The 14,681-nt window shown below is 63.7% G+C and carries 14 protein-coding genes and 2 tRNA genes; 3 read left to right on the top strand and 13 right to left on the bottom strand.

Annotated features, from left to right (window positions below; genetic code table 11):
* The first annotated feature begins 40 nt into the window (after positions 1-40).
* Both EPN31_RS14275 and EPN31_RS14270 read left to right on the top strand, forming a co-directional pair.
* Positions 41-724, top strand: a complete 684-nt coding sequence (locus EPN31_RS14275; RefSeq protein ID WP_291774432.1) for an isoprenylcysteine carboxylmethyltransferase family protein — start codon at positions 41-43, stop codon at positions 722-724.
* 74 nt (positions 725-798) lie between these two features.
* The gene (locus tag EPN31_RS14270; RefSeq protein WP_291774430.1) at positions 799-1,731 is read left to right on the top strand and encodes a glyoxylate/hydroxypyruvate reductase A; all 933 of its coding nucleotides are present in this window, start codon (positions 799-801) and stop codon (positions 1,729-1,731) included.
* Positions 1,732-1,752: 21 nt separating this feature from the next.
* On the opposite strand, the gene EPN31_RS14265 is transcribed toward EPN31_RS14270, so the two are convergent.
* The 3 genes from EPN31_RS14265 to EPN31_RS14255 all read right to left on the bottom strand — a co-directional run bounded on the left by EPN31_RS14265 (position 1,753) and on the right by EPN31_RS14255 (position 4,504).
* Positions 1,753-2,853: an ADP-ribosylglycohydrolase family protein gene (locus tag EPN31_RS14265; protein WP_291774425.1), complete on the bottom strand. Its 1,101-nt coding sequence runs from the start codon at positions 2,851-2,853 to the stop codon at positions 1,753-1,755.
* A 181-nt stretch (positions 2,854-3,034) separates the two neighbouring features.
* Complete coding sequence (locus EPN31_RS14260; RefSeq protein ID WP_291774422.1) at positions 3,035-4,237, bottom strand: MFS transporter; 1,203 nt, start codon at positions 4,235-4,237, stop codon at positions 3,035-3,037.
* A 190-nt stretch (positions 4,238-4,427) separates the two neighbouring features.
* Positions 4,428-4,504 (bottom strand) — tRNA-Met (locus tag EPN31_RS14255).
* A gap of 175 nt (positions 4,505-4,679) precedes the next feature.
* On the opposite strand from EPN31_RS14255, the gene EPN31_RS14250 reads away from it, so the two are divergent.
* Positions 4,680-6,266 (top strand): diguanylate cyclase, encoded by a 1,587-nt coding sequence (locus EPN31_RS14250; RefSeq protein ID WP_291774419.1) that lies wholly within the window; start codon positions 4,680-4,682, stop codon positions 6,264-6,266.
* A 223-nt stretch (positions 6,267-6,489) separates the two neighbouring features.
* Here the strand turns inward: EPN31_RS14250 and EPN31_RS14245 are convergent, their stop codons facing one another.
* The 10 genes from EPN31_RS14245 to rlmB form a co-directional block, all read right to left on the bottom strand.
* Positions 6,490-8,157, bottom strand: a complete 1,668-nt coding sequence (locus EPN31_RS14245; RefSeq protein WP_291774417.1) for an FMN-binding glutamate synthase family protein — start codon at positions 8,155-8,157, stop codon at positions 6,490-6,492.
* A 33-nt stretch (positions 8,158-8,190) separates the two neighbouring features.
* Positions 8,191-8,646 (bottom strand): DUF3293 domain-containing protein, encoded by a 456-nt coding sequence (locus EPN31_RS14240; protein WP_291774415.1) that lies wholly within the window; start codon positions 8,644-8,646, stop codon positions 8,191-8,193.
* Positions 8,646-9,302, bottom strand: a complete 657-nt coding sequence (locus EPN31_RS14235) for a DNA-3-methyladenine glycosylase I (RefSeq protein ID WP_291774414.1) — start codon at positions 9,300-9,302, stop codon at positions 8,646-8,648. The genes EPN31_RS14240 and EPN31_RS14235 overlap by 1 nt, the downstream gene beginning before the upstream one ends.
* Complete coding sequence (locus EPN31_RS14230) at positions 9,302-9,538, bottom strand: helicase HerA-like domain-containing protein (protein WP_291774412.1); 237 nt, start codon at positions 9,536-9,538, stop codon at positions 9,302-9,304. Before EPN31_RS14230 ends, EPN31_RS14235 begins: the two co-directional genes overlap by 1 nt.
* A 27-nt stretch (positions 9,539-9,565) precedes the next feature.
* Positions 9,566-10,615: a selenide, water dikinase SelD gene (selD, locus tag EPN31_RS14225; RefSeq protein WP_291774409.1), complete on the bottom strand. Its 1,050-nt coding sequence runs from the start codon at positions 10,613-10,615 to the stop codon at positions 9,566-9,568.
* Entirely contained in the window at positions 10,612-11,718 is a 1,107-nt protein-coding gene (gene mnmH / locus EPN31_RS14220) for a tRNA 2-selenouridine(34) synthase MnmH (RefSeq protein ID WP_291774407.1), read from the bottom strand. The genes selD and mnmH overlap by 4 nt, the downstream gene beginning before the upstream one ends.
* Positions 11,719-11,804: 86 nt before the next feature.
* Positions 11,805-11,880: transfer RNA gene (locus tag EPN31_RS14215), tRNA-Val, on the bottom strand.
* Between the two features lie 119 nt (positions 11,881-11,999).
* Positions 12,000-12,272, bottom strand: coding sequence for an HU family DNA-binding protein (locus EPN31_RS14210; protein ID WP_291774404.1), 273 nt, complete (start codon positions 12,270-12,272; stop codon positions 12,000-12,002).
* A 265-nt stretch (positions 12,273-12,537) separates the two neighbouring features.
* On the bottom strand, positions 12,538-13,782 hold the full coding sequence (locus tag EPN31_RS14205; protein ID WP_291774401.1) for a cystathionine gamma-synthase family protein: 1,245 nt from the start codon (positions 13,780-13,782) through the stop codon (positions 12,538-12,540).
* A gap of 143 nt (positions 13,783-13,925) precedes the next feature.
* Positions 13,926-14,675, bottom strand: a complete 750-nt coding sequence (rlmB, locus tag EPN31_RS14200; RefSeq protein ID WP_291774398.1) for a 23S rRNA (guanosine(2251)-2'-O)-methyltransferase RlmB — start codon at positions 14,673-14,675, stop codon at positions 13,926-13,928.
* Positions 14,676-14,681 lie beyond the last annotated feature (6 nt).

Here is a 14,681-nt window from a genome sequence, read left to right as displayed (position 1 = left end):
TAGGTGCTCTAATGTTCACCTGTTTTTGAATGGAGATGACATGTCTGAATCATCCTCTTCGGATACCGAGCAAACGACCCAGGCCAGTTCGGATGCCGGTATGGGGGCCGTCTGGGCGCGCCTTGCCCACGCCCAGGTCCTGCGGCTGCGGGCGCTGACGGTGCTTGGCGTGCTGGCCGTGGCGGTACTGCCTTGGGTGGGTTCGGCCTGGCCGGTATCGGGTTGGGTCCACCAGGGGATAGAGTGGCTGGGGCTGGGCCTGATCCTGACCGCCATTCTGGGGCGTTGTTCCTGCATGCTTTACCTGGGTGGCCGCAAGGGCGCCGACCTGGTGGCCGAAGGCCCCTACTCGGTCAGCCGCAATCCTCTGTATGTGTTTTCCATCCTGGCCGTCATGGGGATCGGGCTGCAGACCGGGAGCCTGGTCGTGGGCTTCGTGCTGGCGCTGGCGGCGTTTGCCGTGTTTCATTGGATCGTTGTCGAGGAAGAACGTATGTTGCGGGCCGCATTCGGCGCTCGCTTCGACGCCTACTGCGTCCGGGTGCCGCGTTTCTGGCCACGCCCGAGCGTCTGGCGGTCGCCGCGTCATGTGATGGTCGATCTCGGGGGGCTCTGGAAGACTGCGCGTGATGCGCTGCCGTATTTCCTCGCCGTTCCTCTTTTCGAAGCCATCGAGGCCATTCAGGCAGCTGGCTGGGTGCATGTTCAGGTGAGGCTGTTTTAGACGAGTCCGGGTGATCCTGGCGGACGCGGCGGCTGTGCTACAGTGGCCCCCGGATTGTGCATGGGGCGACGGAAATGGACCTTATCTTTGCTTCTCGCCATGAGAGCCAGCCGCAGGAGTGGGTGCGGGTACTTCAGCAAGCCCTACCGTCGGATTCGATCCGCCTTTGGGACCCCCGGTCGGCCACCGGAACGGCTCAGGCAGCCGTGGTCTGGGAGCCCCCAGCGGAGCTGTTTCAGCGTGAACCCCACCTGAAGTATCTGTTCAATCTCGGAGCAGGCGTGGATGCCTTGCTCCAGATGCCCGACCTGCCGCAAGACCTCACCATCGTGCGTGTGGAAGATGGCGGCATGGCCGATCAGATGGCCGAGTATGCTCTGTATTATCTGCTGAAGGAGTCGCGTGGGTTTGGACGCTATGCCGAGCAGCAAAAGCAATCCCGCTGGCATCGCCTCGCTGCCACGCAGCGCGAACAATGGCCGGTGGGCGTCATGGGGGCGGGCCATATCGGCGCCCGGGTTGCGTCCCTGTTCGTGGGGCTGAATTACCCGGTGGCCGTGTGGTCGCGCACCGGACGTGCAGTGGCTGGCGCCCAGGCGTATGGTGGGGATCCATCGCTGGGCGCGTTTCTCGCGCAGACCCGGGTGCTGATCAATGTGCTTCCGCTCACCCCTGAAACCCAAGGTATCCTGTGCCAGCGCACGTTCGAGCAGCTTCGGCCCGATGCTTATCTGATCAACATGGCGCGGGGCGGACACCTGATCGAGTCGGATTTGCTGGCCGCGCTGGAATCGGGCCGCCTGCGCGGGGCGGCGCTTGACGCGTTCGTGCACGAGCCGCTACCCGTCAGTCACCCGTTCTGGGCGCATCCACGCATCCAGCTCACCCCACATGCCGCCGGGATCAGTCTGGTGGAACAGACGGTGCATCAGATTGCGGACAAGATCCGGGCACTGGGCCGCAGAGAAGCGATCTCGGGGGTAGTGGACCGCACGCGCCAGTACTGAGGCCGTACCGGCGCCTCCCGTTCAGGGGTGATCGGCTGCCGCCTGGCGGGCGATCGTAGCCGCAAGCGCCTGGCGCTCATCGCTGCGTTCCAGCCCGTCCAGGAGGCGCTGCGGAATGGCTTGAATACCTCCGATGGCCCCGCTCAGCGCACCTGTCAGAATGGCGCGAGCCTGGTTTTGCCCGCCGCCGTTGACGGCGTGCAGCACAGCCGATTCGAAGTCTTTCTGAAAGCGGCCCGCCAGATAGTACGCCGCTGGAAACTGGTGATACACGGCGCATGGCATGCCGTAGACCAGGGCGGCCTTCCAGGCGGGTTCGATGCGGATATCCGGGTCGGCAATGGCGCGTTGGATGTTCGAGACCGTCAACAGGGCGTCGGGTGACGGGAACTGGCCAGCATGCCGCGGCGCTTCGGGCCCCGGAGGCGGCAGCCTTTCGCCGGTGGAGGTCACGCTGTGGAAGGGCAGGGTGCCGTCACGGACCAGCGCCATCAGCCGGTCCGAGGTTTGGCTGTCCAGCGGCTCGCCACGTACCAGGCTGCCCAGGATGCTGGCATAGGCGACGGTCATGGCCATGACCGTCGTGTCGGACTGTGTCAGTGCCGTGTTGGCCGATGCGTTGCGGGCCAGCGTGCCGGGTCGCAACGCATCGCGGATGGCCAGGACCAGGACACGCTCGGCGGCCTCGGTCGTGTCGGCCAGGCCGCAGACCTCACCCCAGGGGCGCTTCTCCTGGACCCGCAGGCGCCAGGCTTCGCGGATCGACTGGCTGGTATAGCCGCCAGGACCTTGCATGGGGGTCCCGTCCAGTTTCGGGAAAAGGTCCTCATCGAGCCGCTGGCAGAAATCGGCCTCGACATAGCTGCCATTGTCCGCCAATGAGCGCGCCAGCATTTCCAGGATGATGCCGGCCTGTGAAGATTGACCGGCATGCAGGCCAGCGTGGTAGTGGTCCGGTTTTGGATCGGCGTAGTCGGTGATCCATGTGCCGAAATTCCGGTGCAGTTCGTCGAGGTCGTAGTACCAGTGGGGTCCCAGCGCCAGCGCATCGCCAATGAATGCACCCATCAGCGCACCTTGGGCGCGCTGCTCGAAATCTGCAGTCGTGTGACGACTTTCCATGGAAGCTCCTGTTCGTTCCCGGGCGCGTCGCTGTGTTGCCGGCAAGTGATGTCGGACAGAACGCGCACCGATGTTTGATCTGTTTAGCATACGCCGAGCCGGCTTGCGTGGCAGGCGATGCCGGTGTCGCGGCCTGCTGAATTTAGCCCTCGCGGGTACGCGCGTCGGTCGTCGGTGGCCGCTACGAGCGGCTGCTGTCCGGTTGTCCTGAGTTGGCATGGGGCAGCCAGTGCCAGAACACTGCGGCTGCGACGAACCCCAGCATTCCTGTGGCCACAATGGCGGGTGCCAGCGTGGCCACAGCCGTGATGGCCGACAGCAGGGCCGGCGCACCGCTCGCTCCGATGTCGGAAATCAGCCGCCACACACCCAGGAACTGGGTCCGGCCTTCGCGGGGAGCGGCATCGGCTCCCAGCGTCATGACCAAACCCGACCCGATGCCGTTGCCCAGCCCGATCACCATGGATACCACCAGAAAACTCACGAAGCCCGCAGTGGATGGGATCAGGACAATGGATGCGCCCATGATCAGCACGGAAGGAACGGCCACCCACAGGCGTCCATACTGGTCCATTGCCTTGCCGGAAGGATAGAAGGCCAGCATATCGATGGAGGCGACGATTCCGTAGATCACCGAGGTGGTCGCTGGGCTGATGCCCAGATGCTCGGCCCAGAGCGGAATCACGATCTGGCGCGAGGCACGCAGGGCGCTCACCAGCAGGATGCCCAATCCAACCGTGCAGTAGGTTTTCCGGTACGAGTGCATGATGTGCAGGATCCGGGTGGAGCCGTCGGGCCTGGTCTGGCGGTGGCCGCTGCTCTCCAGATCGGGGATGGTGTAGGCGAGCGCACCGGCGGCGAACATGGCGACGATGGCGATCCAGTAGGCGCCGCTCAGTCCCAGGATCTGCATCGCGCCTGCGCCGAGAAAAGGGCCCACAAACACGCCGATGCGTCGCATGCCGCCGAGCGTGGACATGGCTCGGGCCCGCATGTAGAGCGGCACCAGCTCGATCAGGTAGGACTGGCGCGCGAGCAGCAGCACCGAGGTGGCCATGCCGACCAGGAAGATGCCAGTGGCCAATAGCGCGATCTGCCCGGGAATCAGGCAAAGGGTCAGCGCCAGCACGCTGAGCGCAGCCGCCCAAACCATAGCCAGCCTTTCCCCATAGCGCGCGATCAGCAGGGCAGCCGGGATGTTGCTGACCAGCGACCCGATTCCGACCAGTCCCACGATCAGTCCGGCGAGCGCGACTGAAGCCCCATCGTTGCGGGCGCTCAGTGCGATGACCGGCAGAATTGCTCCTTGGCCAATGCTGAACAGCAAGGACGGTCCGAAGGCGGCAACAGCGATTTTTCTGAGACTGAAGGAAGGTTCGTTCATTCGGAGAGGCAGGCCCTGGCGTCGATCCGCTTGTGCGCACCGATCGGGATATGCCGGTCAGGATGCACCAAAGGCGGCTTGGAAGAGCGCCCATGATCCTGCTGTCCGAACCGGAAGTAAACCAGAAGCATATGCCCAAAAGCAGAATCGCCACCGGGCGGGGTGGCGATAGGGGCTTGGCAGGGAATTCTGGTGGCGCACCCCTGATTCGAACAGGGGACCTGCGGATTATGATTCCGTCGCTCTAACCGACTGAGCTAGTGCGCCAAAACGTGGCATTTTAGCGAGTATCACTGGCCGGTGCAAGTTGCCTGAGGGGTACTGGCCGTAGTAAGAATCTGAAAAGATTTGCTGCTGATTGCAGATATATAGTGTGGGCGCTGGCGGCTGCGGATGGGCCATATTTTGTAGCTCGAATTCACGACAAGAGGAAACTCTGCGGATGCGCACTGAGCGGCGATCCAGGATCAATCTGCGTCACTTGATGCTGCTGCTGGCGATCACCAGCGGGATCATCATGCTGCTGGCCGGCTTGCTGGGGGCCTACCAAGTCCAGCGCCAGCAGCTCATGGACAGCACCCTGGCGTCTAATGAGGCTTTTGCCGTCAAGCTGGCGACGACGACCACAGACCTGCTCCGGCGGGCGCAGCAGACCCTGGCTTATTCGGCCGATATCCTGCAGCGTGGAAAGATGAATCCCGCCGTCGTGCGTGCCGAGATCGATCGCTTGCGCGAACAGGGCATGGGATTCAATTCGGTGACAGTTGCGGGCGTTGATGGCCTGGTCACTGCAGTTGCACCCGAGAACTTGGCTCTGCTGGGGCGCCGAATCGATTCGGCGGAATCTCTGATGATTCGCCGCCTACGGATTCCACTGATCAGCAAACCGTTGACTACGGCGCTCGGTCGGTTGGCGATCGTCCTGTCGCAACCACTCTTTGGCGAGAACTACCAGTACTTGGGGTATCTGGCGGCGACCTTGTATCTCAAGACCGAAGGCGGCCTGCATCGTCTGATCGGTGAGCAGTATTTCCACGATGGCACTTATGTCTATGTGGTGGATTCTTCCAGGCGGCTCCTGTATCACCCGTTGCCGGACCGGATCGGGACGCTGGCCAACGATGACCCTGTGATCGACGCAGTACTGCAAGGTCGCTCCGGCCAGCAGCATGTGGTGGACCAGCAAGGGAACGACATGCTCGACGGCTATGCGTATGTGGCGGCTGCGGATTGGGGCATCATCGTGCAGCGGCCCACGGAAGTGGCCTTGCGCCGCCTCGACGATCTGATGCAACGCGTGCTGTGGTTCACACTTGGGCCGGCCGTACTGCTGCTGGTGCTGCTCTGGACATCTTCGCGCTGGATATCGCGCCCGCTGGAGCAGTTGGCCCGCATCGTCCGCAGCGGCTATGAAGACGGCATGGTGCGCCAGCTCGAATCGGTACATGGCTGGTACTACGAAGCGCAGCAACTCAAGTATGCATTGCTTGCAAGCCTGGGGACCGTGAGCGCCCGGATGGGCAAGCTGCGCACCGATGCCCATACCGATCCGCTCACCGGGCTGGGAAATCGGCGCGGTCTGGATGCGATTCTTCGGTCCTGGCAGGAATTGAACCGAGGCTTTGCGGTGATCAGCCTGGATATCGATCTGTTCAAGAGTATCAACGACACCTATGGTCATGATGTGGGGGACAGGGTCATCCGCAGCGTTGGCGAATGGATGCAGGCCCAGGCACGTCAGGGCGACGCCTTGTTTCGGACGGGTGGAGAGGAATTTCTGGCGTTGCTGCCTGATGTTGGACTGGAGCACGCGGCCAGCATTGCCGAGCGTCTGCGGATGAGCATTGCGGATGCGTCCATTTTGCCGCAGCAACAGGTTACCGTGTCGGTGGGAGTGGCCATCCGGACGGGGGGCACCGCCGAGGCGGTGCTCAAGGCGGCCGATCAAGCGCTGTATTGCGCCAAGCAAGAGGGGCGCAACCGGGTGGTGGTCGCAGGGCGCGCGCAGGTCGAAGGACGGGCGCAGTGACAGCGGCCCGCGTTGTCGTAACCCCCGAGCCGGAAATTTAAAGGCCCCGCCTTTTGGCGGGGCCCTACTGCCATTAGGGCAGTGAACGCTGCATGGGCGCAGCGTCTAATCATCGCCTTAGTGGCGATGAAGTGCCACCGTCAGATGGCAACTTTAGTATAGGAAAATACGGTGGCTTTGACAATACTATGGATTTCCCCTACGGCGCGATGTCTGGCTGGATTCAGAGCGCCGCCGTCTGTGGGATGCCCCTGTCCGAGTGCCCTGACAGAGCGGCGCTCAGGCTGTACAGCGGCTCGAAAGACTCGGCCTGCGCCATGGGCCAGGCAGTGCGAAAAATGGTATTGCGAAAATGGCCCTCGAGCAGTTCGCCCCTTTCCAGATCCGGAAACAGCGCCGACAGAACGCGGACCTCTCCGCTGGGGATGCGTCGTGCGATGTGGTGCGGTCGCAGTTCGCAGGGATGGTGCAAACCGGCCGCACCCAGCAACTCGCCCAGCGCCTTCAGCGTATTGGCGTGGTAGTTGGCTACCCGCACAGATTTGTCCGCCACGACCAGCGCCTTCTGGCGTTTCGGGTCCTGGGTGGTGACGCCGGTGGGGCATCGTCCGGTATGGCAGACCTGCGCCTGGATGCAGCCGATGGCGAACATGTAGGCGCGGGCACTGTTGCACCAGTCGGCGCCCAGCGCCATGATGCGCGCCATGTCGAATGCGCTGATGACCTTGCCTGAGGCACCCAGCCGGATCCTTTCCCGCAGGCCTGTTCCCACCAGCGTGTTGTGAACCAGGCGCAGGCCTTCACGCAGCGGTGTGCCTACATGATCCACGAATTCGATGGGTGCGGCGCCTGTGCCGCCCTCGGCGCCATCGACCACGATGAAGTCCGGCGTGATGTCGGTGGCCAGCATGGCTTTCGCCATCGCGAACCATTCCCATGGGTGGCCGATGCACAGTTTGAAGCCGACTGGTTTGCCGCCTGACAGCTCGCGCAGGCGCACGATGAAGTGCATGAGTTCAATGGGCGTACGGAACGCACTGTGGCTGGATGGCGAGATGCAGTCCTGGCCGGCCGGTACCCCACGCGCCGCCGCAATCTCGGCGGTGACCTTGGGGCCGGGGAGAACGCCGCCGTGTCCTGGTTTGGCGCCCTGGGACAGCTTGATTTCAATCATGCGGATGCTGTCCCGCCTGGCCATGTCGGCAAAGCGGGCCTCTGAAAAACTCCCGTCTTCGTTGCGGCAGCCGAAGTAACCCGAACCTATGTTCCAGATCAGGTCGCCGCCATGCTTCAGGTGATAGGCGCTGACCCCGCCTTCGCCCGTATCATGAGCGAACCGCCCCAGGGCAGCGCCTTTGTTCAGGGCCATCACGGCGTTGGCGGACAGGGCGCCGAAGCTCATGGCAGAAATGTTGAATACGGACAGATCCACTGGCCGTGTACAGTCCGGGCCTCCCACCTTGATCCGGAAATCCGTGTCCGGAATGTGTACGGGTGCCATGGCGTGGTTGATCCACTCGTAGTCGTTGCCGTAGACGTCACCCTGGGTGCCGAAGGGACGCAGGTCCGTCTGGCGCTTGGCGCGCTGGTAGACCAGGGAGCGGTTCACCCGCGAAAACGGCTGCTCCAGTGTGTCGTCCTCGAAGAAATATTGGCGAATCTCGGGGCGCACGAATTCGAACAGAAAGCGCAGATTGCCGATGACCGGGTAGTTGCGCCGGATGGCGTGCTGTGTCTGGGTCAGATCATTGACCCCCAAGAGCGTCAGTGTGCCAAAGAGAGCGAATGAAACCCACCAGCCGGGACCCGTCGTCAGCGCGAGCGCGGCGCTCAGCACGGACAGTGCAATCACCAGATAAAAGACGGTGTAGCGGGTCAGCAATCGGTGCATGGCAGTTCTCCGGAGACGAGATTGGCCCTTACGTTAGCAGAACGGATGCACAGAATCCTGAATCTGTCTGGTCCAGACCAGATGGGCGACAGTGTGCGCGTCGCACCAGACGAATGCGTTCTGTCTGAAGCGCAACGCCAGTGTGCGCGCGTCGGCCTCGGTCAGACCGGCAATCCACAGGCTGGGTTCCGCGGGCCATTGCCCCAAAGGATCCAGGCCTTGTCCGGGCAGCCAGAGGTGGCCCGAAGACTTCAGGGCTCGCTGCAAGGCTGCCAGGCGCCGATTGTTGGCGGCCGGCCTCAGGATCCGGCTGTGCGGATTGCTGGCCGACAGGAACGCTCCCCATTCGGGTTGCCCAAGGGTCGCTGCCAGCACTTTCAATTCGGGGTGCGTGGCACCGATCCTCAGCACGATTGGAGTGGGGGTGTCGATCCGGTAAAGTGCGTGGCGGTACGCTTGGGCCAGGCCGTCCGGGCATGATGCACCCATCAGTGCTGCCCGATGCGCAGCGGTGCGTGTGGGTGAGTGGGCATCGCGGCATCGGCCAGCGTCCGGTAGCGGTCGCAATCCGTGGTGTGGTCCATGAGGCATCCGATCGCCTGCAGATAGGAATGGCAGATCGTGGGTCCCACGAATGTGAAGCCCAGCTTCTTCAATCGCTTGCTGAGCACCTGCGCCTCCGGGCCGGCCGCCGGGATGTCGGCGCTGGTGGTGTAGCGATGGGTGAGGGGCCGTCCGTCCACTACAGACCAGATCAGACCGACTGGATCGGGGATCGCCAGCCAGGCCCTGGCGTTGCGGCCGGCCGCCTCCAATTTCAGCCGGTTGCGGATAATGGCGGGGTTCCCCATGCGGTCCTGGACCCAGGTCGCGTCGGTGGCTGCGAGCGCGCGTGGATCGAACCCCAGCAGCGCTTCGCGGAATGCCTCCCGTTTGCGCAGGATGGTGATCCACGACAGCCCCGCCTGGAAACCTTCCAGCAATAGCAGTTCGAACAGGTGGTCGGGATCGTAAGACGGGACGCCCCATTCCTCGTCGTGGTAGCGGATATACAGGGGATCGTCGCTGCACCAGGCACAGCGGTGGATGACGGGTTCCGCTGGCGCCGGGGGTGCCGGGCTGCGCGGTGCGGAACCGGTGTCCATCAGCGCCGCCGACTCGTGTGGCTGCCGGGCGCCATCGTCCAGACGCGTTGCGTCGGCGTCGGCTGCCCCTTGGCGTCCAGCAGGGAGACCAGGGCTTCGCCTACGGCCAGCACCTGCAGGGTGATGGTCTTGCCGGTTCCGGTTGCCCCCGTGATGCAGCCATGGCGATTGGCCATTTGGGGCAGCAGGACGGCGGGTGCGGTGGCGTTCCGGGCAATCGTCAGAGGGTCGAGCATGGCGGATTCCTGTCGGCGTGGATGGGGTCAGGATACCCGAATGTGAGGAGCACCTGCTTGCAGCGTCCCGATCCGGCCTGCCTGGCCGAATCCGTCTGCCCGAAGGAGCTCCAGGACGGAGTCGGCCGCCTCGGGGGAGCAAGCGACCAGCAGTCCGCCGGAAGTCTGTGGATCGGTCAGCAGCGTCTGCCCGACGGATGGCAACGTTGCATCCAGCGTGACTTCCGATTCGCAGGCGCGCCAATTGCGGGCCGATGCTCCGGTAAAAGTGCCGGCCTCGGCCAGTTGGCGCACACCCGGCAGCCAGGGCAACGCCTTGAATTCGATGTCGGCCCGCAGGCCGGAGCCTCGGCACATTTCCAGCGTGTGCCCCAGCAGGCTGAACCCTGTGACATCTGTCATGGCGTGTACCGATTTCAATTGTCCCAGGCGCGCGCCGGGGGTATTGAGTTGTGTGGTGCTCGCGATCATCGCCTGATAGCCAGCGGGATCCAGCAGCCCCTTCTTCAGAGCGGCAGACAGAATGCCCACGCCCAGCGGCTTGCTCAGGATCAGTACGTCTCCCGCTCGCGCTTGGTCGTTGCGCCGGATCTGGCCGGGGTGCGCGATTCCCATCACGGCCAGCCCATAGATCGGCTCTACCGAATCGATGGAATGCCCGCCAGCGATCGGGATGCCCGCGTGCTGGCAGATGGAGGCGCCTCCCGCCAGAATGGCGTTGATGGTTTCGGTGGGCAGCGTCTTGATGGGCATCCCCACCAGCGCCAACGCCATGATGGGCTTTCCCCCCATGGCGTAGACGTCCGACAGGGCGTTGGCGGCCGCGATGCGTCCAAAGTCCTGCGGATCATCCACAATGGGCATGAAGAAGTCCGTGGTGGCGATGAGTGCCTGTTCGTCATTGAGACGATAGACCGCCGCATCGTCGGCAGTTTGCGTGCCTACCAGCAAGTCCGGAAATGGACCTGTGGGCAGAGCATTGCGCATCAGTTGCGCCAGAACGTCGGGGGCGATCTTGCAGCCGCAGCCCCCGCCGTGCGACAGCGAGGTCAGGCGGGGAGGTGTTGCTTGGGTCATGCGCTTTCCTGGGATGAAGGTATGGGAACGGTTTGGTCCGCGAACTGTGCGATCAGCGCGCGCGCCTGCACGCCGCCGTCATCCGTCGTCGGATCGTAGATGAAGGTGTCGGCCTGGGCCAGCCCCTCGTAGTTGGAGTGACTGCTTCGTCGGTAGGCCGGATCGTAGTGGCGCTCCACCAGCGCCTCGAACAGTTCCGCGCGGCGGTCGGCGTCGATCAGAGCCTGCCATTCGGTGATGGTCTGTCGGCTGTGCAGGCCCACGAGCTGTTCCAGTTTCTGTTTGAAGTCGTCGGGAGCATCGAACAGGTGGCGATAATCCTGCAGCAGGAAGGCGATTCGCTGGGGCGTGCTCGCTTGTACCCGCACGCAGCGGCCGACGCGCATGGCCTGCAGCAGCGCATCGGGCAGGCTCAGGCGTCCGATGCGGCGGCTTTCCGCCTCGACGAAGACCGGTCGCAACGGGTCCAGCGCATCGATAGCCTGGTGGAGGGCCGTTTCGAAACCGCGCTGGCTGGGCTGTGGTTGATCGGGCAGATCCCCCAACAGTGATCCCCGGTGACAGGCCAGGCCCTCCAGGTCCAGCGTCTGGGCGCCGACCCGAGATAGGGACTGCAGCAGCCGTGTCTTGCCTGATCCTGTGGGACCCGCCAGGATGATGCAGTCCAGGCCTGCGGGCCAGGTAGCCAGCGCGTCGATGACGTGGCGGCGCCAGGTCTTGTAGCCGCCGTCGAGCTGGCGCGCGCGCCAGCCGATCTGGTTGAGCCAGCTCGTCATGGCGCCGGACCGCTTTCCGCCACGCCAGCAGTACACCAGCGGCCGCCAGCCTCGCGGACGGTCGGCGAACAGCGTCTCTAGGTAATCGGCGATGTGCCGCGCAACGATTGCCGCGCCCAGCCGGGTGGCCTTGAAGGGCGATTCCTGTGCGTAGATGGTGCCGATGAGGGCGCGCTCCGCGTTGTCCAGTACCGGCGCGCTGATGGCGCCCGGGATATGGTCGTCGGCGTATTCCGCTGGCGAGCGCACGTCGATGATGTCATCGAACTGTGCGAGGGCGTCCAGGCCGCAGCGCAGCGAGGCAGGCGAATGGGCGGGTGAGTTCATGGCCAGGATTGTAAATCGGGAGGGTCCTGGACTGTACTTTGGACAGTCCGCCGGTGCGCCGGCCGGGCGGCAATGGGAACCGGGGGTGGTGGGTGCTACAGGGTTCGAACCTGTGACCTACGCCGTGTAAAGGCGCCGCTCTACCAACTGAGCTAAGCACCCGGCTGCGCCGATGGGATACGCGCGGCCAGATTATATCGGTGGGAGCTGGTAGCGGCAAATTGCGCGTCCAGCAAAAAGGCCACCGCAGGTGGCCTTTTCGGGGTCTGGCAACCGACCGATCAGTTCACGGCATCCTTCAATGCCTTGCCCGGGCGGAATTTCGGCACACGGGCCTTTTTGATCTTGATGGCTTCGCCGGTGCGCGGATTGCGGCCGGTACGCGCGGCACGGTCGGACACGGCAAATGTACCGAAGCCGACCAGGGTCACGGAACCCTTCTTTTTCAGGGTGGTTTTTACTGCGCCGACGAAGGCTTCCAGGGCGCGTCCCACGTCCGCCTTGGAAAGATCGGTCTTGGAGGAAATATGCTCGATCAGCTCGGTCTTGTTCATTGATGAAATACCCCTGAGGTTTATTGTGGCCTGGCGTGGTGGAACGCCAGACATTCAGTGATTGAAAAATCCGCCACGGCCAACTCCTTCAGCCTGGGACAATCAGTCGTACAGCTGATGTTTGTTGCCCAAATGAGGTGTGGTGGCTAAGGCGTATTAAGCCTTTGAACTGCAGCGCTGTCAAGAAAAACCGCTGGAGACCCGCGTGTTTGCTGATCTTTGTTAAAGAACTGAACTGCTCTGCGGGTAATCCCCGATTCGCCGCTCAGGCGCGGGCTGCATCCAGCGCCTGGGTAAAATCGCCGATCAGATCGGGTTCGTCTTCGATCCCTACCGAGATGCGCAGGAAGCCGTCCGAAATGCCCATCAGCGCGCGGCGTTCCGGGCCCATCTCGTAATAGATGGTGTGTGCCGCAGGCAACACCAGTGTGCGGTTGTCACCCAGGTGCGTGGCGAGCGCTGCGACCTTCAGGTGGTTCAGGCAGTCGAACACGTCGACCTCTGGCTTGAGCTCCACCCCCATCAGCCCGCCGTAAAGACCTCCGAAGAACTCGGTGGCGCGTTCGTGCTGCGCATGACTGGCCAGCCCTGGATAGTGGACGCGGCTTACGCGCGGATGCGCTTGCAGGACTGTGGCGAGCGCCAGGGCGTTGCTGCAGATCCGGTCCATGCGCAAGGCCATGGTTTCCGCGCCGGCCGCGATGCGGTGCGCGACGTCTGAGGACAGAGTGCCGCCCATGTCTCGCAGACCTTTTTTCTTGATCTGAAGCAGCCCCCAGGTGTTGGATTCGCCCTTGTGATATTGCTCGTAGATATTTGGAAAGTGGGTCCAGTCATAGAGGCCGGTCTGAGTCACCGCGCCGCCTAGCGCGTTACCGTGGCCGCTGATGTGCTTGGATAGCGAGTTGATGACCAGCGATGCGCCGAAGTCGCGTCCCCGACGCAGGTAGGGAGAGGACAAAGTGCTGTCTACTACATAGACCAGCTTGCGCGTCTGGCATAGGTCGCCGATGGCCTTCAGATCCGCCACCTGGGTTCCGGGATTGGCGATGGTCTCCACGAACACCATCCGCGTATTGGGCCTGATGGCGGCTTCGACCTGGGACGCGTCCGTGGCATCGACCAGCGTGATCTCGACTCCCAGGCTGCCCAGGGTGAGCAACAGGCTGTTGGTGTTACCGAAGACGTACTTGCTCGCGACCAGGTGGTCTCCTTGACGCAGCAGGGCAAAAAAGATCGCGTTCAACGCGGCCATGCCGGTAGCGAAGCACACCGTGCCGATGCCCTTTTCCATTGCGGTGATCTTGGCTTCCAGCGCAGCTGTCGTCGGCGTGCCGGTGCGGCCGTAGGTGAAGCCCGCCTGGCGCCCCTGGAAGACCGCCGCCAGATCCTCGGCTGTCGCGTAGGCAAATTCGGTGGATGGGTGGATGGGCTGGAAGATGGCGCCGTGCTCGCGGTGCGCCAGATGATCCTGGTGGACGATCTGTGTGGTGAAGCCGAAATCGGACATGGTGGGCGAAATCGTGAAGGTAGGTGAAATGGCGCCGAATGGACGGCCGAAGGGCCATCGCGGCAGGTTCGGACATTATGCCGCGATTCAGGGAGGGCGGCGGGGAGGCGTTGCTCTCGGTCTTCGCCAGGCGGCGGCCGACGCTAGGCGGTTGTCCGCTGACGTACGCTTTCGTACAGACAGACGGCGCTGGCCACGCTCACGTTCAGGCTTTCGACCGAGCCGTGCATGGGGATGGCCACCAGTTCGTCACAGGTCTCGCGCGTCAGCCGGCGCATGCCTTCGCCTTCGGCACCCATCACCCAGGCCATTGCGCGCCGTGCATCGACCTGATGCAGGCTGCGAGCGGCTGTGTCGTCCGTGCCGACCAGCCAGATGTCGCGCTCACGCAGCGCTCGCAGCGTGCGGGCCAGGTTGGTCACCGTCAGGTAGGGCACCGTGTCGGCCGCCCCGCAAGCCACCCGCTGGACGGTCGCGTTCAGCCCGACGGCGCGGTCCTTGGGGGCGACCACGGCGTGTACACCCGCGGCATCCGCCGTACGCAGGCAGGCACCCAGATTGTGCGGGTCGGTGACCCCGTCGAGCACCAGTAGCAGAGCTGGTTCGTGGCGCTCGGCCAGCGGGTCCAGCACCTCGTCGATGGAGACCGCCAGCGGTCGGGGCCGCGCCAGGGCAACGATTCCCTGGTGGCGCACGCCGTGGGCCAGGCCGTCCAGGCGCTGAGCATCTGCTGCGTGCCAGCGCACACTGGCAGCCTCGAGCTGCTGGATGCATCGTTGCATGCGCGCGTCCTGGCGGCTGGTGTCCAGGTAGACGTCGCGGATCGAGTCGGGGGCGTGGCGCAGGCGCGCCTGCACGGCATGGAAGCCGGACAGGATCTGTTGAGATGACATGGGGAT

The organism is Castellaniella sp. (assembly GCF_004321985.1).
In the GTDB taxonomy this organism is placed as follows: Bacteria; Pseudomonadota; Gammaproteobacteria; order Burkholderiales; family Burkholderiaceae_B; genus Castellaniella.
This window is presented reverse-complemented; position numbering and strand designations above follow the sequence as displayed.

Excerpts from the sequence above, each read along its gene's own strand:
- EPN31_RS14275 (WP_291774432.1), top strand. The coding sequence starts at position 41 with ATGTCTGAATCATCCTCTTCGGATACCGAGCAAACGACCCAGGCCAGT.
- EPN31_RS14270 (WP_291774430.1), top strand. The coding sequence starts at position 799 with ATGGACCTTATCTTTGCTTCTCGCCATGAGAGCCAGCCGCAGGAGTGG.
- EPN31_RS14265 (WP_291774425.1), bottom strand. The coding sequence starts at position 2,853 with ATGGAAAGTCGTCACACGACTGCAGATTTCGAGCAGCGCGCCCAAGGT.
- EPN31_RS14260 (WP_291774422.1), bottom strand. The coding sequence starts at position 4,237 with ATGAACGAACCTTCCTTCAGTCTCAGAAAAATCGCTGTTGCCGCCTTC.
- EPN31_RS14250 (WP_291774419.1), top strand. The coding sequence starts at position 4,680 with ATGCGCACTGAGCGGCGATCCAGGATCAATCTGCGTCACTTGATGCTG.
- EPN31_RS14245 (WP_291774417.1), bottom strand. The coding sequence starts at position 8,157 with ATGCACCGATTGCTGACCCGCTACACCGTCTTTTATCTGGTGATTGCA.
- EPN31_RS14240 (WP_291774415.1), bottom strand. The coding sequence starts at position 8,646 with ATGGGTGCATCATGCCCGGACGGCCTGGCCCAAGCGTACCGCCACGCA.
- EPN31_RS14235 (WP_291774414.1), bottom strand. The coding sequence starts at position 9,302 with ATGGACACCGGTTCCGCACCGCGCAGCCCGGCACCCCCGGCGCCAGCG.
- EPN31_RS14230 (WP_291774412.1), bottom strand. The coding sequence starts at position 9,538 with ATGCTCGACCCTCTGACGATTGCCCGGAACGCCACCGCACCCGCCGTC.
- selD (WP_291774409.1), bottom strand. The coding sequence starts at position 10,615 with ATGACCCAAGCAACACCTCCCCGCCTGACCTCGCTGTCGCACGGCGGG.
- mnmH (WP_291774407.1), bottom strand. The coding sequence starts at position 11,718 with ATGAACTCACCCGCCCATTCGCCTGCCTCGCTGCGCTGCGGCCTGGAC.
- EPN31_RS14210 (WP_291774404.1), bottom strand. The coding sequence starts at position 12,272 with ATGAACAAGACCGAGCTGATCGAGCATATTTCCTCCAAGACCGATCTT.
- EPN31_RS14205 (WP_291774401.1), bottom strand. The coding sequence starts at position 13,782 with ATGTCCGATTTCGGCTTCACCACACAGATCGTCCACCAGGATCATCTG.
- rlmB (WP_291774398.1), bottom strand. The coding sequence starts at position 14,675 with ATGTCATCTCAACAGATCCTGTCCGGCTTCCATGCCGTGCAGGCGCGC.